The organism is Synergistaceae bacterium (genome assembly GCA_012521675.1).
Classification (GTDB): domain Bacteria; phylum Synergistota; class Synergistia; order Synergistales; family Aminobacteriaceae; genus JAAYLU01.
In genome coordinates, this window is the sequence record JAAYLU010000012.1 from 1 (window position 1) to 23,908 (window position 23,908).

Here is a 23,908-nt window from a genome sequence, read left to right on the forward strand (position 1 = left end):
CAACGGCACCAGGCCGGATTTGGAAGTGGAATCGACCTCGTCATACTTGAAAGCCGCGACCAGCTTCTGCAGGTCGGCTGCCAAGCCGGAGAGCTCTTCGGATCCCTGGGCCACTCTCTCCGCCGCCGTGCCGACCTCGACCATCTGCCCTCTCACCGTGTCCGCGGACTCGGCGGAGTCGTTCACCCGCGAGGCTATGTTCTGCACAGCGCTCGCTATCTCCTCGCTGGAGGCTGCCTGCTCCTCCGCGACGGCCGCCATGTCCTGCGTCGCAGAGGCTATCCTGGACAATGCCTCCATCATCTGGTCTATGGTATCGCGGGTCTCCTCCGCCAGGTTGCTGGACTCGAGCGAGTCCTTCGCGTTGTTTTCGGCCGCCGACACGACCTCGTCGAGGTCCTTCGTGATTATCGAGGCCAGATCGGCGATCTTCTGCGCCGCCTCGTTGCTCTCCTCGGCAAGCTTGCGGACTTCCTCCGCGACAACCGCGAAGCCTCGTCCGGCCTCTCCCGCGCGGGCCGCCTCTATTGCGGCGTTCAAGGCCAGCAGGTTGGTCTGGTCGGCTATGCCGCCTATCTGGGCGACGAAGTTCTGGATCTCGCGCGCCCTGTCTCCAAGGCTCTTGACCTCCTTCGCCGACCCGTCGGCATCCGAAGCCACCTTTTTGATGCTGGCGACGGCCCTGCCTATCGCCTTAACCCCGTCCTCGCCGGCCGTGCGGGCCTGCTCGACCTCTCCCGCCATGTCGGTGCTCTTCTGCGCGGATGACTGTGCGCCGCTTGCTACCTCCTCGACCGATGCGGTTATCTCCTCGGTTGCGGCGGCCAAATTCTCCATCTGGGATGAGACGTCGTCTGCGCCCACGCGTGACTCCTCGACGCCGGCATTGGCTTCCTGCGCCAGGGCGGAGAACTCCTGCGAGGTCTCGCCGATCCTGTCCGTGGCGGCGACGATTCCCGACACGAATCCGATAAGCGCGTCCTGTATCTTCATGATGCTATCGGCCAGCTTCTCGAACTCGTTCTTCCTGTATTCGAAGAGCCAGGCCTTCGATTGGTCGAAGGTAATATCTAGCGTGGCGATCCTCTGCATCACTTCGATGAGTGAATTGAGAGGCCTGTTGATCGAACGGGCCACCAGCAGTCCGAGCAACGCTCCCATGATGACTGCCGTGACCGCCGTGCCGATCAGAAATCGCTTGGACGCTGCGACCACCACCTTGTTTTCCTCGTCCGCCTCCTCTGCTGCCGCGATGCAGTAGTTGGAGATCTCGCGTATGGCATACCTGTAATTGTTATTGGCTTCGACGACATGTTGCGTGTAATAATCATAGGCCTCGTCGTCCTTGTTCTCCAGCGCCAGCTTGATCACCTCGTTGCTGCCGCGCCGGAACTCCGCGAGGTGTTTTTTAGCCTCCTCGAGCTTGCCCCTCTCAAACTCGTCAAGCTCGGTGTTTCCGTAGTTCTCCAGGTTCTTGTCGTTCAGCCTTCTGCGCCTTTCTATCTCCTCAACATGGGCTTGGATTTCATTATCGTCGTCGGTGAGTATCATGTTCAGCTGAGACGCGATAATCGCCTGGAAGTTCGTCCTGGAGTCGTTCAGCCACTGAATCGGCAGCACGCCCCTCTCGTACATCATGTCCAATCCCACTCCCGCCTCGTCCAGATGGGTGTAGCCCACCCACGAGGCGATCGCGGTGAAGAGACAGAGGAGCGCGGTAAGAAGTAAAAGACGCGTGCGTATGGTCATGTCTCTGAAAATGCTCAACATATCACATCACTCCTTATATTTTTACCGGGTAATCTGAACTTGGAACAGTGAACGGGGACCGGACAGGGACGTGCGCGATCTCGATGACGCGAAGGCGGAGATCTCACCGGGATGCGTCGCTGCGTAATGCACGACATATTGCGTTCTGAGAAGTAAACGTGAAAAGCCGGTTTGAATCGAAGAGCGGGAGGGAAGCTGTGGTTGTACTTATCTGAAGCAGGGTCGATGTGACATCCTGGTGAAAATGCAAATATAAAGCCGTCCTGATAGGACGGCCGCGTCCTTCCCGGCGGGGACAACGTCTTCACGGCGAAGGCATCCAGCCCCGCCGTTTTTGGTCGCAGGGCTCCTTCCATGGTGAGCATTACTCTCCCTTTAGGTTAGAATATGAAGCAAAAGTCCGATAAGACTATGCTTTAGAACATATTTTAGCCTTATCGGTTGAATTCGTCAAGAGTAAAAAACTCATTAATATTGTAAAAAATTATCCAGCTGTGCTCCCATCTCCCGCCGCGCTATATGAGCAAGATCATCAGCATCCCCTTTTAGCGGAGAATCTTTACCGGGATTCGGCGATTCCAGCCGCGTTTCGCCACGAGACCACTGCGTGTCCATCCCTCTGATACTCCTCGTCGCCGCCGTAGACCAGGTATGTTTCGCCCGCGTCCCTCCCGGCTATCTCACTCCATCGATTCAGCCCCCGGAGTTGCTCGCTCGTGACGGTCTTTCCCGACTTAACTTCCACTCCGTCCAGCAAACCGTCGTTTTCGATGATGAAGTCAATCTCGAAGCCGCTTCCATCCCTCCAGAAGTAGAGCTCCGGCTCGAGTCCCTCGTTCAGGCGGACCTTGAGAAGCTCGACCGCCACCATGTTCTCGACTATCGCGCCCCGCAGCGGATGAGTCTCAAGGTGGGACTCGTCCCGTATTCCCAGCAGATGGCAGAGAAGCCCCGTGTCCAAAAAGTAAAGCTTTGGCGTTTTGACCAGGCGCTTGTTGAAATTGCGGAAGTACGGGCGCAACAGGAAGACGATGGAGCCCGCCTCGAGGACGGAGATCCATGCCTTGGCAGTGTTGTGCACCACGCCGCACTCGGCCGAGAGAGAGGAGAGGTTGAGCAATTGTCCCGCCCGCCCAGCGCAGAGGCGAAGGAATCGCTGAAACGCGGAGAGGTCCCTGACGTTGAGCAGGGATCGAACGTCCCGCTCTAGGTAGGTGGCAGTGTAGCTCACCAGCCACGATGATGCCTCCACGTCTCGGACGTGCAGCGGCGGGTATCCGCCCTTCAACGCTGCTGTGTCGAGCTCTGCAGGTAGCAGGGAGGCGCTTTTCAACTCGTCGAAGCTGAAAGGAGGCAGGTGAAGCAAAGCGGTTCTGCCTGCGAGGCTCTGTGTGATGCCCTCCACTAGGTGGAAGTGCTGAGAGCCTGTGAGAATGAAGAGTCCCATCCTGCCGTCAAAGTCCAATCGCTCCTGCAGGTAGGAGAAGAGCCACGGGGCGTGCTGAGCCTCGTCGAGGATCGCTCCGTCCGGGAAGCGATCCAGGAAGCCTCGCGGGTCGTCCTTGGCGAACTCTCGCTCATCGGGATTCTCAAGAGAGACGTACAATTTTTGGGGGAAGGTATGGCGGACGAATGTCGTCTTGCCTGACTGCCTCGCCCCCGTCACGGCGATGCACGGGAAACCCCGGCTCAAGTCGATCGCTTTCTGCTGCATGTGTCTTTCTATATACATCGCGATCCCCCCTAACTCGGCATCCATAGTACACGTTTCCTCTGCAAATTGTCAATTGAATTGCCAAATAGCATGGGATCTGAGGCGGCAACAGGGCGAAACTGAGATCCCTCCGGTGCTTTGCACCGTTCGGGATAAGCGATCGACAGTGCGAAGCCTCTGGCGCGCAACTGCCGGAAGGCTCGCTTCGCCTGTCGCCTGCTTGGATCCCTCGTCACCTGCGGCTCCCCGGGATGACAGGAAGGGCGTTCGCTCGGGGTGACAAGGTAGGCGGCGGCTCCCCGGGACAACAAGGCGTGATCATCCCGAGCGAAGGCGAGGGATCTCGATCCTCCCTACGCGGGGACTATCATCGGTATCCCTTTGTAGTGGACTATTTCAACCGGAATGCCGTACACGTCGTGAACCAGGTCTGCCGGCGCGTCCGCCGGCGTGCAGACGCCGGCGATCGAGCCGTCCTTTAAGAAGAGCAGTCGGTCGGCGAATCTGAACGCGGTGTTCAGGTCGTGCATGCACAGAAGGGCGGCGACTTTTTTCTTCCTAACAATGCCCTTAAGAGTCGCCAGCATCTCGAGCTGGTTCTTCAGGTCCAGGCTGCTGGTCGGCTCGTCGAGCAGCAGCACTCGCGGCTCCTGCACTATTGCGCGGGCCAGCAGCACCTTCTGAAATTCCCCGCCGCTCAATTCGTCAAGGTATCTCAGAGCCAACCCCTCCAGAGACAGCCCCTCAAGCGCCGAGTGAACCATCCCCAGGTCGGATTTCTCGACGGACCACCCAAGGTGCGGATGGCGCCCGAGCAGCACCGCATCGAACACGGTGAGCCGAACCTGCTCGCCCCTCTGCGGCACGTAGCCGAAGAATTTGGCTCGCTCCCGCGGCGAGCATGAGGCTGCGTCCCTCGCCTCGATAAGCACGCTTCCACCGGACGGGCGCAGAATCCCGTCTATGACGCGAAGTAGGGTGGTCTTGCCCACGCCGTTCGGGCCGAGCAGGGCAGCCATCTCACCCTCGGCGAGGGAGAAGGATACATGCTCAAGCACCGGCACGCCTCTATAAGAGAAGGAGACTCCGTCAACGGTCAGTATCACGGCCTCTTCCTCCTCGCTATCAGCGCCAGGAAGACGGGTGCACCCAGGAAAGCCGTGAACACGGACACGGGCAGAGTGCGCGGCGCGAATGCGACCCGAGCTCCCGTGTCCGCCGCGAGCAGCAGCAGCCCTCCCGCGAGCACCGACCCCGGCACCAGGAACCTGTGGTCCGACCCCAGGAATCGCCTGAGCATGTGCGGGCTTACCAGTCCGACGAAGCCTATCACCCCGAGCAGGGCAACCGTCACGGAGGCGAGCAGAGAAGCCGCAACCATCGCCTCCAGCCGTATGCGCGGTGCGGAGACCCCGAGCGACAGGGCGGTCTCGTCCCCGCTGTCGATTGCGTTGAGGTCGAAGCGGCGCGCGAAGAAGAGGCAGAGGACCGCGAGCAGCAGGCCACCCATCAGCGGTACGTCCCGCCAAGACGCTCGCGACACGTCCCCGAAGGTCCAGAAGACGGTCGCGGCGAGCTGGCTGTCGTCCGCGAAGTACTGCAGGAACATAGTCCCAGCGGTGAAGAGCGAGCTCAGCGCTACCCCGGCGAGCACCATAACGTCCGGTGTTCCCCTGGTGACGGAGGCGATCGCAAGCACGACCGTCATGCAAACGAGCGCGGAGGCGAAAGCAGCGCCCGTGGTCAGCCACGGGTTGACGATCGTTACTGCGTTCACAGCGGTGCTCTGCATGCTCCCAGTGCCGAGCACGATAATCGAGAAGGCCGCACCGAAAGCGGCCGCGTTTGAGATCCCCAGTGTGAAGGGGGAGCCGAGCGGGTTGCGAAGCACCGACTGCATCGCAACCCCGGCCAGCGCCAGAGCTCCTCCTGCGAACAGCGCCGCGAGCGCCTGAGGAAGCCTGATGCCGACCACGATTATCCGCCACTTCGGCTCTCCGCCGCCCAGAAGAGCGCGCACCACCTTGAGGGGGGGGATGGAGACCGCCCCCCACGAGATGGACATCACGAAGGCCAGCGCGCACAGAGCGCCGAGCGCGACCAGGAAGAGCCTCTTTCGCCCAATGTGCCGCTCGTACCCGGCGGCGGAGCGTGCCTCCATGCTCAAGCGCTACTCTCCTGCCTCGATCCGGGAAAGAGCGAACCCGGAGAAGTAGTCGTTCATTGTCTGGAATACCGGCTTGTCCACCAGGAAGGTGTAGATCTCGTCGGCCATCGCGACCGGGTCCACGTCCTCGAAACTGTCGGGGTAAAGCGTCTTGCCGACGAAGTAGGTGTTGGCCAGCACCGAGCCGAAGTTGAGCGAGTAGGCGTTGTACGGCAGCACGCCGAAGACCCTGCCCTCGACTACGGCTGTCAGGGCGGAGATCGCCGGGTCGTCGCGGAGCTGCTGAAGGCCGTTCGCTTGCTCGCCGGCCGTGATGGTGCTCAGGTCGACGAACAGCACCTCCGGGTCCCACTCCAGCAGCTTCTCCTTCGCTATCTCGACCACCTGTCCGCCCTTCTGCCCCGGTGCCGCCGCCACGTTCTTCGCGCCGGTGTAGACGAATGGGGGATAGTTCGGCTCAGTCGAGGTGAAGCCATGAGCCCCGCGCGACGCCACCCCGCCGACGTAGCAGGTCGGACGCTTATCGTCGGGGATGTCTGCGGTCCTTCTGGCGAGATCGGCCAGGTGCCGCTCGAAGAAGGCCACGACCTCCTCCGCTCGCTCCTCCCTGTCGAGAATCCTACCCATCAGGCGCAGGGAGCCGTAGAAGTCATCCTTCTTGTCCGTCAGGTTGCCCGGCTCCAGCCCGACCACCGGTATGCCGGTCTTCTCCGTCAGCACGTCCGGGTGAGGTCCGGCGAGAGGAGAGACCTTCAGGATCACCTGCGGCTGAGGAGATAGGCCCGCGATCAGCTCGGGGCTGTCCAGGCCGCGGAACTCGCCGAATATCGGGAGGTCGCCGAACTGGGGGTTTGCGATGTTGTAGGGGCGCGACAAGACCAGCACGCCAAGGTCGGGGGTCTTCTTCTCGGCCGAGTCCACCGCCACGACCCTGTCCTGCGCCTCCAGGTAGACGACCAGTCTAAGGCAGCCGGAGCCGGAGGCTATGATGCGCTCGGGCGACTCGGCCACGACGACCGAGCGGCCCAATGTGTCGGTCACAGCGATCTCCCCGGCGAGCGCGGGGAGGGCCGACAGGCATAGAAGTACGAAAAGAGATGAGATGCACGCTTTGCGAAACACGAAAACCCTCTCCTTTTTGAGATAGCGTGGTTGATTCCCCATCAATAGTAGCACGAAAATATCTATTTGTGCCATCAGCCATCATGATATTCAAGGGTGGTTGACAAGAACGTTCTTTTTGTGCAATATAACGCACATGAATGTCGCTTCGCCGGGAGGAAGATATGGATGGAAACTCTCGAAAAGATCGTCGCGGAAAACCTGAAGGGTCTTCGAACCAGGCGCAAACTCAGTCTCGACAAGGTTTCTGCTCTTACCGGAGTGAGCAAGAGCATGCTGGGCCAAGTCGAACGCGGTGAGTCGAGCCCGACGCTACAGACGGTCTGGAAGATAGCCAACGGCCTGCGCATCCCGTTGAGCGAGCTGACCGACGCGCCTGTTCCCGAGACGGAGTCCTTCTCCAAGGATCGGGTGGCGCCGATACTGGGAGACAACGGGAGGTTCAGGGTATACCCGATATTCCCGTACGACGGAAGAAATCGTTTCGAATTCCTGTCCATAGAGATGGACAGGGGGGCGTTCTCATCCTCCGAGCCGCATATCGACGGCACGGTCGAGTATGTCCACGTTTTCGAGGGAGAGATCGTCATCATGGCGGGTGACGAGGAGCGATGCCTGGGGTGCGGGGACTCGATGAAGTACAGGGCCGACAGGCCGCACTCATACCACAATCCGGGAGAGGGGAGATCGACGCTCGCGATGGTCATCCTCTACCCGGAGGAGAATGTATGAAAGGAGACCAAACCATGAGCAGCAGTGAACGCACAGAGCGGGCGCGCCAGGAGTATGTGAATGGAAAACCGTCCGTGAGCTGCCTCCGGGCGGCGATCTGGACCGAGTCCCACAAGGAGACGGAGGGCGAGGCCACGCCCGTGAGGAGGGCGAAGGCCTTTGCCGCGGCTTGCGATCGGCTCCCAGTGATCATCTTCCCCGGCGAGCTGATCGTCGGCGTATCGGGCGAGTTTCGGCGTTCGGCCATCCTGACTCCCGAGTTCTCGTGGATGTGGGTGGACCGAGAGATGGACTCGTTCGACTCGCGTCCGCAGGACCCCTACAGTATGAGCGAGGAGCAGAGGAAGTTCGCTCGGTCGGAGATCTGGCCTTATTGGAAGGGGAAGTCGCTCGAGGAAGCGTTCCTCAAGCGCCTACCGGAGGACACGGCGCGCCTGCTGGTGGACACCGGCATACTGGACAATGACTCGAAGTGGAGGCAGGCCGTGGGTGAGATCACCCCGGACTATCAGGACGTGCTCTTCCCGAAAGGCTACAGGCGAATACGCGACGAGGCTGCGGCTCACCTAGAGGCGACGAGGCCCGACTCGCTCGAGAACCTCGATAAGCGCGACTTCTACCAGTCCGTGATTATAGCCTGCGACGGGATTATGCGCCTTGCTGAGAGATACTCCGAGGAGGCTCGGAGGCTCGCCGAGGAGGAAAGTGACCCGGTTCGGCGCGACGAGCTGATGGAGATCGCTGCGAACTGCGTCAGGGTGCCGGCGGAGCCGCCAAGAACTTTCGCCGAGGCCTGCCAGTTCGTCTGGTTCGTACAGCTCGGGGGTATCCTGTCAGAGAACCCGCTGGCCCTCAATCCCGGCCGGTTCGACCAGTATATGTATCCGTACTACGCAGCCGACGTGGAGACCGGGCGCCTGACCCAGGAGCGCGCGCTGGAGCTGGTCGAATGCCTGTGGATCAAGCTGTCGGAGTGGGTCTGGACGATCTCCTCCAACACAGCGAACTACTTCGCCGGGTACAACCAGTTTCAAAACCTGACCGTCGGCGGGCGGAAGAGGGACGGAAGCGACGGCACGAACGACCTCTCCTATATCTGCCTGAAGGCCACGGAGGGGGTCAAGACTCACCAACCGGGTCTGAGCGTGCGCATCTCCACCGACTGTCCGGACGAGTTTCTGATGGCCGTCTCGAAGCTGGTGTCCACCGGGATGGGATTTCCCGCTATTCACAACGACCAGGCGGGGGCGCAGATGCTGCTTCAGGCCGGGTACGAGCCAGAGGACGCCAGGGACTGGAACAACTGCGGCTGCGTGGTCCCTCACTTCCGCAAGACCGGGGAGTGGACCTCGGCTGTGAACGTGAACTTCGGTGCGGCCATGGAGTATGCCCTCAACGAGGGGCGAAGCCGTCTCACCGGCGAGCCAATGGGGCTTCCCGAGAGGGCGGCCGAGGGGTTTGCGTCGTTCGACGAGGTCAAGGAGGCCTTCCTGCGGCAGCTAGCCAACCTGGTCGATCACGCTGTTATCGGCACTTTGACGGCGCAAAGGCTGCACATGGAGATGGTCCCCAGGCCTTTCCTCTCGACCTGCGTGGATGGATGCATGCAGAGTGGAAAAGACCTGTCGAAGGGGGGAGCGGTGTACAATGTCGGTCCCGTGCTCACCGGCATCGGACTTGGCGTGGTCGCCAACTCCCTCGCAGCCGTCAGGAGACTCGTCTTCGAGGAGAAGGCATGCACGATGAAGGGGCTGTGCGCCGCCCTGGACGCCGACTGGGAGGGTTACGATGAGCTGCGCGAGCGCGCCCTCGCCGCTCCGAAGTACGGCAACGACGACGACGAGGTCGATTCACTGGCGAGAGAGATCTCCGACTTCTACTACAGGACGACCAGAAGTTTCAGGGACGTCTTCGCCTCTCCCTTTAACTCGGCTTTCATGGGGATCTCCAACTATGTCCCGACCGGCAAGGTGGTGGGCGCGCTGCCCTGCGGCAGGAGGGCGCGGGCGCCTCTGTCCGAGGGAGTCTCCCCCTTCGCGGGCACGGATGTGTCCACCCCCCTGGCGGCCATGCGTTCGGCGGCCAAGGTGAACCACGATGTCCAGACGGGCGGAACGCTGCTGAACCTGAGGTTGAACAAGGAGATAGTCTCCACGCCCAGGGGTCTGCGAAACCTCGGCGCTATGATACGGGCCTACTTTTCGCTCGGGGCCTTCCACGTCCAGTTCAACACCATATCCACGGAGCAGCTGCGCGCGGCGCAGGCCAGGCCGGAGGAGTACCGGGATCTCCTGGTTCGGGTGGCCGGGTACAGCACCCAGTTCGTGAACCTCTCGCGCGAGATGCAGGAGGCGATCATCGCAAGGACGGAACATGCGGTCATCTGAGTCGGTCACGGAGGGGGAGAGAATCTGTGTCTCCCGGGTTCAGCACTTCTGCGTCAACGACGGGGAGGGCATCCGGAGCGTCGTTTTTCTCTCCGGGTGCCCCCTCCGGTGCCGATGGTGCTGCAATCCGGAGACCTGGACCGCCGAGCCCAGGAGCGGGCGGCTGCCCGGCGGGAAGGAGGAGACCTTCGGGCGGTTCATGACAGTCGCCGAGGTGATGAGGGAGATCTCCCGCCACGTGATCTTCTACCGGGAGTCGGGCGGCGGGGTCACCTGGTCGGGAGGCGAGCCCTTCTTCCTTCCGCGCAACCTGCGGGCTCTCGCGCGAGCATGCGCCGACGGCGGCTTCTCGCAGGCCGTAGAGACGTCGTGTCAATTCGACTGGGATGAATGCGCGGACATCGTCGGCCTGATCGACCTCGTCTTCGCCGACATCAAGCACATGGAGAGCGCCGTTCACGAGCGCTTCACCGGGGTGGGCAACGAGCGCATCCTGGCCAACTTGGAGCGGCTCGGAGGAACAGGCGTCGACACGGTGATCCGTGTTCCGCTGATATCCGGCGTGAACGACGACGACGGGAATATGGCCTCGACGGCCCGGTTCGTGCGGGAGCATTTCCGGCGGCCGAAGATGGAGCTGCTGCCCTATCACGACTTCGGAAGGACGAAGTACCAGGTGCTGGGCATGATGGAGTATTGGACCGAGTTCGAGACCCCGTCGAAGGAGCGGGTCGACCGCATCGAGGAGCTGATCCGTTCCGAGGGAGTGGAGACTGTCAGCTACAGGTAGACAAAGAGCCTGTGTGCGCCTTGGTTCATCTCCGCGCCAGCTGCATCGCGTCGAGGAACATCTCCTGGAAGCCCGACCAGGTCTCGAGGCGCACGTGCCTCGCCCTGCGGGCCATTTTCTCGACCCTGCCGAGCCCCTCCTCTCCGTCTCGCAGAATACGCAGTGCGCCCAGCCCCGCGCCGTTGCCTACCGAGCGGACTTTGCCGCGCAGCGATCCGGGTAGCAGCCCGGTCTCCATCAGCGAATCGTGACTGATCGCGCTGCCGAACGCGCCGGCCAGCACGCATTCGTCCACGTCGTCCGCGGCGAGCCCGCAAATTGCCAGCAGAACGTCAATTCCTGCCTGCACCGCTCCCTTGGCGAGCTGGAACTTCCTGACGTCGCTCTGCCAAACCGCGACTTCTCCTGCGGCCGACTCGCACAGGATGAACCTTCTATCCGGGCCCGATCCCTCGACCCGCTCCGCCAGGAAGGAGGGCGCGCTCCCGCTCAACGCCCCGTCCTCCGTCAGAACCCCCTCGCGCAGCAGCAGCGCCACGACGTCCACCAGCCCGCTGCCGCAGAGCCCGCGCGCCGGTCCGCCCCCCACGGTGCGGCAGTAGAGCGAGCCCCCGTCCGCGACCACCGAACTCACCGCACCCGTCACGGCGGGCATCCCGCACCTTATCCCGACAGCCTCGAACGCCGGTCCTGCGGCGGTCGAGCAGACAGTCGTCTCCCCTCGGTGCAGAAGCGCGATCTCGCCGTTCGTCCCCAGGTCCATCACTAGGCGCGTCATTTGCTCCTCTCCGTGCGAGGCTGCCTCCTCAATCACCTCGTAGAGCAGGGCCGCCGTGTCCCCTCCGACGAAGGCGTCCATCAGAGGCAGGGCGTGGACGGGAGTTTCTTCGGGCAGGGGGGTCAGCCCCAGCTCCCCCGCGCGGCGCGGCTCGAAACTCCTGGCCGGCAGGGCGAAGGGCGCGACTCCGAGCGACTCGGGCGAGATACCCATGAAGATCAGCTCCATGACGCTGTTCCCGGCGGCGATCATACTGCCGCAGCCGCCAATGTCCAGACCCGCCTCCTCGGCCAGTCCGGAGACCAGCCGAGCGACGGCCCCCCTGACCGAGCGGGCCATATCCTCCAGGGCCTCAGTCCCCTTGGAGGCCCGCACCACTCTGGAGATCACGTCCGAGCCCCAAGCGGCCTGGGGGTTCCGCGCGGACGCCGAGCCTACCAGGGTCCCGGAGCCGTCCGCAAGGTAGCAGGCCAGGGTCGTGGTGCCTATGTCGCACGCGACGCCGAAGCGACCCTGCCCGGCATAGCCGGCGGCATGTGTATTGCCGCCCTCGGACGGCCTTTGTTCTACCTTCATTCGCAACCCCTCCGCGAACCGGGCGAAAACGCGCCGCGTATCGTGCGCCATGCGCCCTTGGATGGTATGATTCTACCAAACCGGAAAGCTTAACTGGAAAGGGTGTGTTCTGTTTATGAGACGTTTCATGCTGTCATGCCTCGTCGTCGCCTCGCTGCTGTTCGGCATTCCCTGCGCCGAGGCGGTCAAACTGGAGGTGGTCGTGCCGTCGGAGGGCTCACGTCTCCTCGCCTCCACCCGCGACTTCTACGCCATAGTCGCCATCGACCGGGAGGGCAAGAACCCCGAACAGGAGCGCTTCAACGTCCACTTCGAGCTCTACCGCGACGGAGATCTGGACGCCGTCCGCACGGTCTCCAGCATCGTGGACAACATCACCGGCCTGACCCCGCTGAACGCCGTCAAGCTGGACTACGAGCACGGACAGACCCCTGGCGAGGTGATCAACATACTCTCCGCCCCGCCGCCCGACCTCGTGTTCGACCCGTCTCGACCGGCCTCTTTCTACGATGCGACTGTGAAGGCCGTGGTCACCCGCCACTATGCGGCAGCCCTGATACAGGGCGGGAACACGAAGGAATTCGACACCAACTACCCGACCATATACACCCGCGATCTGGAGGAAGGCGCCTACACGCTCAAGGTCAAGGCCGTCGGAGAGGCGGGGGCAGAGCTTCACTCCGTCACGGTCCCGCTGACGTTCGGCACCGTTCCCGACAAGATCATCTCGCGCTTCTCACCGCCGGCGCACGTGGAGAACGTCGAGGCCTTCGCGCAGGTCAACAACTCGCACATCTACTCGGACCCCTTCCCTGGCTACTGGGACGCCTCCACCCTTCCGCACGGCGGAGGGCCGAGCGACCTCTTCTACGAGATAAACCGCCGCTGGCGCCCCAACGACCTGCTGGAGTACATGGGGGGAACCATCCGCGCCGTCCTCTACAACGTCGCCGAGACATCGGCCACCAACAAGGTCGAGCTCGGAGGGCTGGCGTACAACAGGAGGTTGAACTCCCAGTCCATCCACTGGTACATGTACGACACAGGAGAGGTAGTCATCAACTACAACGCCGGTGGCTCCCAGACGGCGGTTCAAGCGGGCAAGATAGTGCCCTTCCCGGAGGGCAGGAAGCTGGCCATGGTTCGCGCCGAGGTCAGGGGAGACGGAGTGGATCGTCCGGAGCCCTCGGACAACGTCTACTACCCCGAGCTGGCCGACAAGACGGTCGACTGGAACGTGGAGGACGGGGTAGTGGTCAAGGCCAAGCAGATGCTCAGCCTGTTCGGGGTCGTGAAGCCGCTCCAGCCCTCTCTGGAGGACGTAGTTCGCGAGGGCGACGGCACTTACACCATGAGGAACAGGATCGAGATGGTCCGGTACGTGATGAAGGACGAGGCGACCGAGAAGGCCGTGTTCGAGGAGAAGTGGGTGGAGCTCGTCCGCCCGGAGACGACCTCCCGGCCGTCGATCTACGAGTTCCGCCACGACCTCCTCATCCCGGATGACTTCGACAAGCCCTGGACGGTTGAATTGCGGGCCTTCGACTCCCATGGAATGGCCGTCCCCGGCACGGACCTGAGCTTCGTCATCACCCCGCGCCCCGCGGGAGGTGGTGGCGGAGGCGGTGGTTGCGACACCGGCGCCGCGCCTTTCGCAGTGCTGTTGCTGATCCCCCTGCTTTACGCCGCATCAAGACGCGGGGCCGCCTAGAAGGCGCATCCTTTCAACAAACGGGCCGGGGGGTCGACTCCCGGCCCTTGTCGATGGAGGAGGAAGCAGATGCTTATGAAGCGCGAGCGAGAACTGGTGGTGGAGTACTGCCGCAAGCTGAGCGAGCACCGATTGACCAGGGGGACCGGCGGCAACATCAGCATATTGGACGGGGAGAGAAGGCTCTTCGCCATAAGCCCCAGCGGCATGGACTACTTCGAGATGGGGCCGGAGGATGTCGTGGTTCTGGACATCGACGGTGCCAGGGTGGACGGCGACAGAAAACCGTCGTCGGAGACCGAGATGCACCGTCTGCTGTACCAGGGCAGGCGGGACATAAGCGCCGTGGTGCACACTCACTCAACCTTCGCCGCCACGATGGCGTGCCTGGGGCATGACCTGCCCGCCGTCCACTACCTGGTAGGCTACGCCGGGGGCGACAGCGTCCGCTGCACCCCGTACGCCCCCTTCGGCTCCAGGGAGCTGGCGGAGATCGCGCGCGACGGCATGGATGGGCGATACGCCGTCCTGCTCGGCAACCACGGCCTGCTGGCCGCCGGCCCGGACATACAGTACGCCTTCGACGCCGCCGAGGAGATAGAGTTCGTCTGCGAGCTATACTGGCGGGCGAAGAGCATAGGCGACCCGGCGATCCTCGACGGGGATCAGATGAAAGAGGTCTTAGCAAAATTCGCGACCTACGGACAGAGGGGGCAAGACTAGCGGCGGCTGGAAACGCGAGATCCCTCCGTCGCTGCGCGCCGTTCGGGATGACAAGAATCGGTGCGGCCATAGGGTTCGCGTTAGTGTCATCCCGAGCGCAGCGAGGGATCTCAACGCAGCAGCGCCTTGAACCAGGATTCCTCCTCGTTTCGCGACGCTCGGGATGACGGATATGGCAAGACTGCCTCTCTTCTCTCTCTTGAAATCCCTCTTGAACTGCCTTGTCCACTCAATCGTCCGCATTAAGCGCGTTCATCAATTCTTTAACAGTCTTAACTCTGGGCAGGGTGCCGGACCTTGCCTCCCGAATCGCCGCTAATGTTGTCTCGTTGGGGACAAGCGGCTCGAACGGCAAGGCCTTCTCTGCGGCCACTCTGACCAGCATCAGGCGAACCGCGTCCGAGACTGTAAGACCCATCGAGGCGAGTACGATAGAGGCTTCCTTTTTCACTTCAGGATCTATGCGAGCCTGAACCAAACTGTTCGCAGCCATTCTGACCCCTCCTCACTCAATGTGAATGACATTGTAATTCAGCGAAAAGCTTTTGACAAGGGGTTTTCAGTCGGCCAAACCGCCGGACCGGGCAGCTCTCCGCTGCCTATTACAGTTACCTCCGCCACTTCGCCATGATGAACTCCGGCTGCTGTATGATGCGCATTCCTCTCCTCATAAAGGTGCGTTTTCGAGGCAATATGCTATACTTTTCCTATATCCAGAAGATTGCCCTTGATTGACGGAGGTGCCATGGAGTCTTTCGATGTCGTGATCACGGGAGCGGGCCCGGCCGGGCTGAAGTGCGCGGAGACGCTCGGCGGCAGCGGGCTTGACGTTCTAGTGCTGGAGAGGGAGGATGTTCTCGGTCGCAAGGTCTGTGCGGGCGGGCTCACCTTGAGGTGTCTGAATTACCTGGAGCCGCCGGAGTCGCTTTTGGAGCGGTCCTTCGACTCGGTCCTTCTGTACAACCGAGGGCGACGTCTCCGCCTGCGCGGAGAGGGCGTTCTAATGGCGACCGCGAGCAGGAGGGCTCTCGGCGAGTGGCAGCTCTCGAAGCTCGAGAGGTTTTCAAATGTCGAGGTGCGCACCGGCGCCTGCGTGACAAGCGTAGGGAAGGATCACGTCGTGGCAGGAGAGGAGAGAATAGGCTTCAGATACCTGGTCGGGGCCGACGGCTCCTCATCGATCGTTAGAAGATCCCTTGGCATTCGTCCGCGCCGCGTGGCCGTCGGGATTCAGTACACTCTCCCCGGCGTTGTGCTGCGCCCCGATGTCGAACTGCACTGTAATTCCAGCCTCTTTAACGCCAGGTTCGCTTGGATCTTCCCTCACGGCGACAGCACGGTCGTTGGGTGCGGGAGCGACTTCAGGGTCTGTCCGGTCGGGCGGATGCGCGAGAACCTCGACAGGTGGCTGCGGGAGCAAGGGATCGACGCAAGCGGATCGCCTCTCGAGGCGGCGCCGATGAACCAAGACTACCAGGGACACAGGTTCGGCAATATTTTCCTGGTCGGCGACGCGGGCGGATTCATCTTCGGGCTCTCAGGCGAGGGGATTTACCCGGCGCTTGTCTCGGGTCGCGAGGCGGCGTGCTGCATTCTCGACCCGCTGCATAGGGACGTTGAAATATCGAAGCTGCTAGCGATCAAGGAAAGACAGGAGAATAAGCTCCAACGCCTGATGGATAGCGGCAGGCTGATGGGACTCTTTATATCCCTCTCCCTGGCGGCTCTTCGGATCTCATCCTTTCGCAACAGGGCTCTTGACGCATTGGTCGGAGAGACAAGAGCGGGGGCGGCTCCTCGGGATGACATTAGCAGTCATCCCGAACGACCAGCGGGAGGAGGGATCCCGCATTGAACCGCCTTCAAATCCAACCCTTCCCTGCTTAGCTCCAGTCAGTTTTTTGACCTGGGTCAAGGAAATCCCCCTCGATCGTAGATATGATAGCCATATAAACGACCGGAAGGCGGGATGACAGTGGCGAACCAGGCATTCACAGAGGCGGCTGCAAAACACATGGAGACGTTGAAGATGTACGTGCCCATAGTGGCCCGGGTGCACGGCAAGGAGCACCCGGAGTTTCACGAGGTCAAGACTATCTTCGATTCGATGGAGAAGAAGCTGGCGGGGGAGGCTCCCGACCTGGCCGGGGAGTTCGAGGCCCTGCGCAGGATCACCGATGACTACGCCGTTCCGGGCGACGTCTGCGAGAGCTACGAGGCGGTCTACAACATGCTCTCCGAGATGGACCGGGCCTACAGCGCCTGAGCGCGCCGTGGCCTGAACGGTTGACACTGTGCAGAGATACATTCTTGCCCGCAAGAACCAGATAGCGTTGATCTGCGGAGTGCTGATCGCGGTTTCTTTCGCGGCGCACCTGGGCTTCCTCGACGAGTGGATCGCCCTGTGGGGCCTGGTGTCGGCCTCCGTGCTGGGGGTCGCGCCGATCGCCATCCAGGCCTTCCAGTCGCTGAGGTTCCGGGTGGTCAGCATCGACGTGCTCGTCACGGTCGCAGTCTCCGGGGCGTTCTTCATCAGGAACTTCGAGGAGTCGGCCATTGTGACCTTCCTCTTCCTGTTCGGCGCCTACCTTGAGCAGCGCACCCTCAACAAGACCCGCGCGGCCATCAAGGAGCTGACCGAGATGGCCCCGGAGAGCGCGCTGAAGCTGTTGGAGAGCGGCGAGTACGAGGAGGTAGACGTCGACGAGGTCGACATAGGGGACGTGCTGCTCGTAAAGACGGGAGACAAGATCCCTGTGGACGGCACGGTCCTGTCCGGCGAGGGCAGCATCAACGAAGCCAGCATCACCGGCGAGTCCCTTCCGGTCGAGAAGGAGAAGGGCTCCGGCGTCTTCGCGGGCACCATACTCGACAACGGCACCCTCCAGATAGTCGCGGACAGAGTGGGGGAGGACACCACCTTCGGCAGGATAATCGAGCTGGTGGAGGAGGCCCAGGACTCAAAGTCCGAGGCGGAGCGCTTCATAGACCGGTTCGCCAAGTACTACACCCCGGCGGTCCTCGCGCTGGCCATAATAGTCTGGCTGGTCTCGCGAAACATCGAGTTGGCGATCACGATACTCGTACTCGGCTGCCCCGGAGCTCTTGTGATAGGGGTTCCCGTGTCCAACGTGGCGGGCATAGGCAACGGCGCGCGCCACGGAGTGCTGCTCAAGGGCAGCGAGGTGATCTCGGACTTCAGCCGGCTGGACACGATGATCTTCGACAAGACCGGCACCCTCACGATGGGCAACCCGTCCGTCGCCGAGAGGCTGCACTACGGAGAGGACGTAGAGAGGGCCTTGGGCTGCCTGGCCAGCGTCGAGCGCGAGTCCGGCCATCCGCTGGCGAAGGCCGTGCTAGCAGAAATAGGCGAGACGACCTTCTTCCCGGTCGAGAACACCGAGGTGATCAAGGGCGGCGGGATCACCGCCAACGTTGACGGAAGCAGGGTGGCCGTCGGCAACGTCGCCCTGATGGAGCGGGAGGGAGTCCATATCGGTGCAGAGGCCGCGGCGGACATAGCCCGCATCGAGGCGAACGGCAGCTCGCTGGTGCTGGCCTCGGTGGACGGGGAGCTGAAGGTCCTGATGGGCGTCAAGGACAGGATACGGCCCGGGGTGAAGGAGCACCTGCAGAAGCTGAAGAGGCTCGGGGTGAAGAACCTAGTTATGCTCTCCGGCGACAACCAGGGCACGGTGGATTCGGTGAGCCGGGAGCTTGGCCTGACCGAGGCGCACGGGAACATGCTGCCCGAGGACAAGGCCGCCTACGTGAAGCGGCTGATCGAGGAGGGCCGGATCGTGGCGTTCGTCGGCGACGGGGTCAACGACAGTCCCTCGCTTGCCCTCGCCCAGATAGGCATAGCGATGGGCGGCGGCACGGATGTCGCTATAGAGACCTCCGACGTTGTCCTGATGAACTCCGACTTCGGACGATTGCCCCATGCCCTCGGGCTGACCAAGGCCACGGCGAGGAACATGAGGCAGAACATCTACATAGCAGTGGGCGTGGTCCTCTTCCTGCTGGCCGCTCTGATCTACAGCGAGTGGATGAACATGTCCATAGGAATGCTGGTTCACGAGGGCAGCATACTGGTGGTCATACTGAACGGAATGAGACTTATCGGCTACAGGCTGAGATAGGGATGTCCCTGTCATCCCGAACGACCAACGGGAGGAGGGATCCCATCACGCAATCACCTCTCTGCCGACTATTTGCAAGATGGACCTGCGGGTACAGTAGATAAACACCGACCCTTGGGAACCGCACACAATGAAATAACAGGAGGAGACATAGAAATGAAGACAGCAACGATACAGCTTGAGCCGTTGGCCTGCCCGTCATGCGTGCAGAAGATAGAGAAAGCGGTCAAATCCTTCGACGGAGTGGAGCAGGAGAGTGTGCAGATAATGTTCAACTCCGGCAAGGTCAAGTTCGATTTCGACGACGAAAAGCTCGCCCTGGACGAGGTAGAGAAGGCCATCACCGGCCTCGGCTACGAGGTAAAGAAATCTCGGGCGAAATAGTAAAAAAACCGGCGGCACACGCCGCCAGCCTCGTCACATCCGCTTGCGTCTACGCCCCGCTGCCGATTCCCTCGAGGCCGGGGCGGTTTTTTTATCGTTATCCTCCTGTGTCCCTCAAGGGCGATCTGTCCCTCGTCCTGGAGCGCGGACTGCCTCCGGCTGAGGGTCTCCTGCGTGATGCCGAGGTGCGAGGCCAGGTCCCCCCCTCATCGCCGGCCCGGTAGATCATGTCGCCCTTCTTCAGGCTGCGAGACGAGACGATCTCGGCTATCTCCATCCGCTCCTCGCAGCTTAGCCCGGCGAAGATCGGCACTCGTTCGATGCAGCTCCCGCCGCTTTCGCGACTACTGCGGCATTTCATGCTACGTTCCCCTTTCGTACTCGGGATGACGGAGAAGGCTCATACCGAACACCCGAAGGGACGAGGGAAGGGCTCTCGTTATCTCAGCTATCCCCGATAAACCCCCGTTGCTCTTCGAAGAGCTCCAGGCATGCGTCCACCACTTCCGGTGAGTACAGCACGCCGCTCCCCTCCCTGATCTCCTTCAGGGCGGCCTCCAATCCCAGGGCCGGGCGGTAGGGGCGATGTGAGATCATCGCCTCCACGACGTCCGCCACTGCCAGGATGCGAGCCTCCGGCAGGATTCCCTCACCACTCAGGCCGAGCGGGTAGCCGGAGCCGTCGAGTCTCTCGTGGTGCTGGCGGGCTATCTCGGCGACCGGCCAGGGGAAGTCCACCTCCTTCAGGATATCGTAGCCTGACTGCGCGTGGCCCTTCACCAGCTCTAACTCGATGGGGGAGAGCTTTCCCGGCTTGCTGAGTATCTCGCCGGGGACCTCGATCTTGCCTATGTCGTGAACCAGGCCGGCGATGTGCAGCCCCTCACAGCGCTCCTCGTCCAGCCCGGTCCTTCTGCCTAGCTCGGCGGACAGGCTCGCGACACGCTCCTGGTGCTCTAAGGTATAGGGGTCCTTCTTGCCGACAATCTTGCCCATCGTCCTGATGACGTCGGTGAAGGTGGTATGTAGCGTGTCGTAGCCTTTTGCCAGCTCATATTCCGCTCTCTTGCGTTCCTCTGCCTCCCTGCGCGCCTCCTCGTACAGCTGTACGTTGTCGAGCGCAATAGAAGCAGCCGCGGCAAACTGGTCGATATGCTCCATGGCCTGCTCGTCGATTTTTTTTACCTCGTGGCGAAAGGCGAGAGTGATGAAGCCGAGAAGACGCTTCCCGCGGTGCAGGGGGATACCGATTACGGTCGTTATGTCCTTGAACTCCTCCCTGTCTGTCCGCCCCGGGTAGGTGCGGTAGTCGTCCACCACGACGCGCCTTCCCCCTCTTAACACCTCTCCGTGCAGGCCTTTGTCCGAGGCTCTGTGCGCCCCGACGAGCGGTTCGAACAGTCCCAGGGCGCACTTGACTCTCCTTGTTACGCCATCGTTGTCCATCACGCTGACCAGGCCGTCGGACGCACCTATGAACTCCGCTGACTTCGCGAGGATCTTCTTTATCAGAGAATCGGCATCGAGCTCCTCCATGAAGGCCATGGACATCTCGTGCAAGAGGGTCAGTCGCCCCTCTGTCTGTTTTCTGTCCGTTATGTCCATGAGGCAGGACTGGTAGAGGTGAGTGTTGCCTTTCTCATCGTAGTAAAAGGTCACGCGATCTTCCACCCAGTGCGCCCTCCCGTTGGCGTCGAGAATCCTATAGTCCATGACGAAAGAATCGGGTTTCTCCTCGAGCGCCTTGCGAAAGGCCTCGGACACTCGCTCCTTGTCCTCCTCGAACACAATCCAGTCGAATGGGGACTCCTCCATGACGATCTCAGGCATCGTGTACCCGTAGCGGTTAATATTGTCCGAGATGAAGTCGACGGGGCGGTTCTCCGATGCCTCGCCCCAGAGAATAATCAACGGGCTGTTCAAGATGACGCGGTTCAGATTGTCTGCTTCTCTTAGAGGCGCCATAGGTTATCCTCCCCTTTGTACTAAGCCTGGGCATGCTCCTTCTTGGCATCCCGAGCGAAGGCGAGGGATCTCGATTCATGAACGCCTTAAAACCGAGATCCCTCGGAAAAACGCCTCGGGATGACGACAGTCCTACCCTGCGGCCCTTGCCAGGGCCTCCTGCTCCTCGCTGGAGAAGATGCAGTCCAGGTCCAGGAAGATTATCAGCCTCTCATCCACCTTGGCCACTCCCCTGATGAAGTCGGAGCTTATCCCGCTTGAGACTATCGGCGGCGTGGGCTCAATGGCCTCGTTCGGGACTCTCAGTATCTCCGACACCGCGTCCACCAGTATGCCTATGTTCTGACCGGCCATGTTGACCACTATGATCCGCATTTCCGCGTCGTCGGTGCTGCTCTGCATCATGGTCATGAACTTCTTGTTCAGGTCCACTATGGGAACTATCACGCCTCTAAGGTTCACTATCCCCTCCACGAAGTCCATAGATTGGGGAATTGTGGTTATGTGCTGTATCTTGACTATCTCCCTGACGCTTGAGATGTCTATTCCGAACTCCTCGTTGCCGAGGCCGAATACCACCAGCTGCTGCTCAGCCATATCTCTTCCTCCTTCCGTGTCCTGCCCTCTACCCGGCGAATTGAACCGACTTGCCCTTGCCGCTGTTCAGCGGGACGAGGCCCGACTGTGAAGACTGGTCGTCGTCCTCGTCGTACTGGAAGGTGTTCACAAGAGAGCGCAGGTCGGCCGCCAGGCCGGACAGCTCCTCGGAGCCCTGCGCCACTCTCTCCGCGGAGGCTCCCACCTCGGCCATCTGGCCTCTGACGAGGTCCGCAGATGACGCGGAGTCGTTCACCCTGGAGGCTATGTTCTGCACCGCGCTCGCTATCTCCTCGCTGGACGCCGCCTGCTCCTCCGCGACAGCCGCCATGTCCTGAGTGCCCGAGGCTATCCTGGATAGAGCGTCCATCATTCGGTCTATCGTCTCGCGGGTCTCCTCGGCCAGGCCGCTTGACTCTATCGAATCCTTGGCGTTGGTTTCGGACGACGAGACGACATTGTCCAGATCCTTGGTGATTATCGCCGCCAGATCGGCTATCCTCTTCGCCGCCTCGTTGCTCTCCTCGGCGAGCTTGCGCACTTCCTCCGCGACGACCGCGAAGCCGCGTCCGGCCTCGCCCGCTCGGGCCGCCTCTATCGCGGCGTTCAGCGCCAGCAGGTTGGTCTGGTCGGCTATGCCGCCTATCTGGGCGACGAAGTTCTGTATCTCTCTCGCCCTGTCGCCGAGTTCGCGGACCTCCTTCGCGGACTGCTCCGCGTCCGCGGCGACCCTCCTAATGCTGTCGACCGCCCTGCCGACGGCCCTTACACCCTCGTCGCCCGCGCCTCTGGCCTGCTCGACCTCGCCGGCCATGTCGGTGCTCTTCTGAGCCGAGGACTGAGCGCCGCTCGCTACCTCTTCGACCGAGGCTGTGATCTCCTGAGTGGCCGCGGCCAAATTCTCCATCTGGGACGACACGTCGTCCACTCCGGCACGCGACTCCTCGACGCCGGCGTTGGACTCCTCCGCGAGAGCGGAGAACTCCTCTGAGGTCTCGCCCAGCCTGTTGGAAGCGCCTGCGACTCTTGCAACAAAGCTGCTCAACGCTTTCTCCATGCCTATGGTGCTCTCGACCATCTCTGCTATCTCGTTGTTCTTGTAGTTGACCAGCCAAGCTCTGGACTTGTCGAATCTCACGTCAAGCGCGGCTATTTTCTTCAATACGTCCATAATCGCTCTCAGCGGTCTGTTGATCGACCGTTCGATCAGGAGTCCCAGAAGCGCCCCCAGTATAACCGCCACCGCCGCTACGGCCAGAAGGAGCTTCCTGGCGGTTGCCATGCTGAGCTCGTTGCTCTTATTCGCCTCCTCGGCGTCCTCGATGCAGAAGTTGGTGAGGTCCCGTATGGCCGCTCTGTAACTATTATTGGCCTCGGTTACCTCATGCACGTAGATCTCATAAGCCTCGGCGTTTTTGTTTTCAAGCGCCAGCCTTACGACCTCGTTGCTGCTGCGGCGGAACTCGGTCAGGTGCATGTTCGCCTCCGCAAGCTTATCCCTCTCAAAGTCGTCAAGTTCGGAATCAGCGTAGTTCTTTAGGTTCACGTCGTTCAGCTCTCTCCGTCTGTCTATCTCCTCGACCAGGGCCTGTTTTTCCTTCTGGTCCTCCGTCAGCATCATGTTTAACTGGGACGCGATTATTGCCTGGAAATTTGTCCTCGAGTCGTTCAACCACTGGATGGGCAGCAGGTCCTCCTCGTACATGGCGTTCAGAGCTTCGCCCGCCGCGACCAGCCTTGTATATCCGACCCAGGAGGCCACTGCGGTGAAGATGCACAAGAGCACCGTCAGAAGGAGAATGCGTGCGCGGATAGTGAGGTTGCGAAGGAAGGTCATCATGAACTATCACTCCTTGCGTATTTTTTTATAATGTGGAAATAATGGACTATAAGAATAATAAGCGCGGTTCTCGTAAAATGGTAAAAATATGAAAGGGATCTGTGCAATGGCGGGCCTCGTTCGGTAAAAAGGCTTGTATGGTCGGGCGGCAAACATGTGCGCCACCCTCCTGAACATCCGGCTGTGCGAGCTGAAGAGCCGTTATCGCCGCGCCCTCTGCACTCAGAGGTCATGGCCTTGGGCACCCCTTCTCATAGCGCTGCCTGCGGCTTGTGGCCCGTGTTTATTAAGGCTGTGGTTTGCTGAAAGATATTTATGCGGGTTGTTGCCAGATAGTATGTAAAAAAATGCATATATATATATATAGGCTCCTTCTGATTTAGAGTGGGTATAGATTGAATCGAAACAATGTGACACATGGTTTTCCGGGGTGTATCATTGAGCCGCATCGACGACACCGCGAACATGGAGGCGCTGAAATAATGATCATGGGACCCCTCGATTCCC

Annotated in this window: 21 protein-coding genes; 9 read left to right on the forward strand and 12 right to left on the reverse strand. The window is 61.2% G+C overall.

The features are described from left to right. The 5 genes from GX181_01210 to GX181_01230 all read right to left on the reverse strand — a co-directional run. Positions 1-1,767, reverse strand: a 1,767-nt coding sequence (locus GX181_01210) for a methyl-accepting chemotaxis protein (protein ID NLM70564.1), incomplete at its 3' end; no start/stop codon positions are given. 562 nt (positions 1,768-2,329) lie between these two features. After that, positions 2,330-3,484: an ATP-binding protein gene (locus GX181_01215; GenBank protein NLM70565.1), complete on the reverse strand. Its 1,155-nt coding sequence runs from the start codon at positions 3,482-3,484 to the stop codon at positions 2,330-2,332. Positions 3,485-3,837: 353 nt separating this feature from the next. Continuing rightward, positions 3,838-4,590 carry an ABC transporter ATP-binding protein gene (locus GX181_01220; GenBank protein ID NLM70566.1) on the reverse strand — a complete coding sequence of 251 codons (753 nt, stop codon included), beginning with the start codon at positions 4,588-4,590 and terminating at the stop codon, positions 3,838-3,840. Beyond that, positions 4,587-5,645 (reverse strand): iron ABC transporter permease, encoded by a 1,059-nt coding sequence (locus GX181_01225; protein ID NLM70567.1) that lies wholly within the window; start codon positions 5,643-5,645, stop codon positions 4,587-4,589. Before GX181_01225 ends, GX181_01220 begins: the two co-directional genes overlap by 4 nt. 9 nt (positions 5,646-5,654) lie before the next feature. Beyond that, positions 5,655-6,815 (reverse strand): iron ABC transporter substrate-binding protein, encoded by a 1,161-nt coding sequence (locus GX181_01230; protein ID NLM70568.1) that lies wholly within the window; start codon positions 6,813-6,815, stop codon positions 5,655-5,657. A gap of 126 nt (positions 6,816-6,941) precedes the next feature. Between GX181_01230 and GX181_01235 the strand changes: the two genes are divergently transcribed. From GX181_01235 to GX181_01245, 3 genes are read left to right on the forward strand one after another with little or no spacing between them, the layout of a single operon-like run. Further along, on the forward strand, positions 6,942-7,505 hold the full coding sequence (locus GX181_01235; GenBank protein NLM70569.1) for a helix-turn-helix domain-containing protein: 564 nt from the start codon (positions 6,942-6,944) through the stop codon (positions 7,503-7,505). Between the two features lie 14 nt (positions 7,506-7,519). Further along, on the forward strand, positions 7,520-9,892 hold the full coding sequence (locus tag GX181_01240; protein NLM70570.1) for a formate C-acetyltransferase/glycerol dehydratase family glycyl radical enzyme: 2,373 nt from the start codon (positions 7,520-7,522) through the stop codon (positions 9,890-9,892). Beyond that, entirely contained in the window at positions 9,879-10,682 is an 804-nt protein-coding gene (locus GX181_01245) for a glycyl-radical enzyme activating protein (GenBank protein ID NLM70571.1), read from the forward strand. Before GX181_01240 ends, GX181_01245 begins: the two co-directional genes overlap by 14 nt. A 25-nt stretch (positions 10,683-10,707) precedes the next feature. On the opposite strand, the gene GX181_01250 is transcribed toward GX181_01245, so the two are convergent. Further along, complete coding sequence (locus GX181_01250; GenBank protein NLM70572.1) at positions 10,708-12,036, reverse strand: ATP-binding protein; 1,329 nt, start codon at positions 12,034-12,036, stop codon at positions 10,708-10,710. A 115-nt stretch (positions 12,037-12,151) separates the two neighbouring features. Between GX181_01250 and GX181_01255 the strand changes: the two genes are divergently transcribed. Next, entirely contained in the window at positions 12,152-13,747 is a 1,596-nt protein-coding gene (locus tag GX181_01255) for an SYNERG-CTERM sorting domain-containing protein (protein ID NLM70573.1), read from the forward strand. 69 nt (positions 13,748-13,816) lie between these two features. Further along, the gene (locus GX181_01260; protein ID NLM70574.1) at positions 13,817-14,470 is read left to right on the forward strand and encodes an L-fuculose-phosphate aldolase; all 654 of its coding nucleotides are present in this window, start codon (positions 13,817-13,819) and stop codon (positions 14,468-14,470) included. A 229-nt stretch (positions 14,471-14,699) separates the two neighbouring features. On the opposite strand, the gene GX181_01265 is transcribed toward GX181_01260, so the two are convergent. Then, the gene (locus GX181_01265) at positions 14,700-14,963 is read right to left on the reverse strand and encodes a type II toxin-antitoxin system RelB/DinJ family antitoxin (GenBank protein ID NLM70575.1); all 264 of its coding nucleotides are present in this window, start codon (positions 14,961-14,963) and stop codon (positions 14,700-14,702) included. A gap of 252 nt (positions 14,964-15,215) precedes the next feature. On the opposite strand from GX181_01265, the gene GX181_01270 reads away from it, so the two are divergent. The 4 genes from GX181_01270 to GX181_01285 all read left to right on the forward strand — a co-directional run bounded on the left by GX181_01270 (position 15,216) and on the right by GX181_01285 (position 18,999). Further along, complete coding sequence (locus GX181_01270) at positions 15,216-16,325, forward strand: FAD-dependent oxidoreductase (protein NLM70576.1); 1,110 nt, start codon at positions 15,216-15,218, stop codon at positions 16,323-16,325. Positions 16,326-16,439: 114 nt separating this feature from the next. Further along, positions 16,440-16,736 (forward strand): iron-sulfur cluster repair di-iron protein, ric, encoded by a 297-nt coding sequence (locus tag GX181_01275; protein NLM70577.1) that lies wholly within the window; start codon positions 16,440-16,442, stop codon positions 16,734-16,736. A 28-nt stretch (positions 16,737-16,764) separates the two neighbouring features. Continuing rightward, complete coding sequence (locus GX181_01280; GenBank protein NLM70578.1) at positions 16,765-18,615, forward strand: heavy metal translocating P-type ATPase; 1,851 nt, start codon at positions 16,765-16,767, stop codon at positions 18,613-18,615. Positions 18,616-18,771: 156 nt separating this feature from the next. Further along, positions 18,772-18,999 carry a metal-binding protein gene (locus GX181_01285; GenBank protein ID NLM70579.1) on the forward strand — a complete coding sequence of 76 codons (228 nt, stop codon included), beginning with the start codon at positions 18,772-18,774 and terminating at the stop codon, positions 18,997-18,999. Here the strand turns inward: GX181_01285 and GX181_01290 are convergent. The 5 genes from GX181_01290 to GX181_01310 form a co-directional block, all read right to left on the reverse strand. Continuing rightward, complete coding sequence (locus tag GX181_01290) at positions 18,969-19,196, reverse strand: helix-turn-helix domain-containing protein (GenBank protein NLM70580.1); 228 nt, start codon at positions 19,194-19,196, stop codon at positions 18,969-18,971. The two genes, GX181_01285 and GX181_01290, sit on opposite strands and share 31 nt — an antisense overlap. Then, positions 19,097-19,360 carry a hypothetical protein gene (locus GX181_01295; GenBank protein ID NLM70581.1) on the reverse strand — a complete coding sequence of 88 codons (264 nt, stop codon included), beginning with the start codon at positions 19,358-19,360 and terminating at the stop codon, positions 19,097-19,099. Before GX181_01295 ends, GX181_01290 begins: the two co-directional genes overlap by 100 nt. Positions 19,361-19,443: 83 nt before the next feature. After that, positions 19,444-20,964, reverse strand: a complete 1,521-nt coding sequence (locus GX181_01300) for an HD domain-containing protein (GenBank protein ID NLM70582.1) — start codon at positions 20,962-20,964, stop codon at positions 19,444-19,446. Positions 20,965-21,096: 132 nt separating this feature from the next. Further along, positions 21,097-21,561 carry a chemotaxis protein CheW gene (locus GX181_01305; protein NLM70583.1) on the reverse strand — a complete coding sequence of 155 codons (465 nt, stop codon included), beginning with the start codon at positions 21,559-21,561 and terminating at the stop codon, positions 21,097-21,099. 28 nt (positions 21,562-21,589) lie between these two features. After that, complete coding sequence (locus GX181_01310; GenBank protein NLM70584.1) at positions 21,590-23,401, reverse strand: hypothetical protein; 1,812 nt, start codon at positions 23,399-23,401, stop codon at positions 21,590-21,592. Between the last annotated feature and the right edge of the window lie 507 nt (positions 23,402-23,908).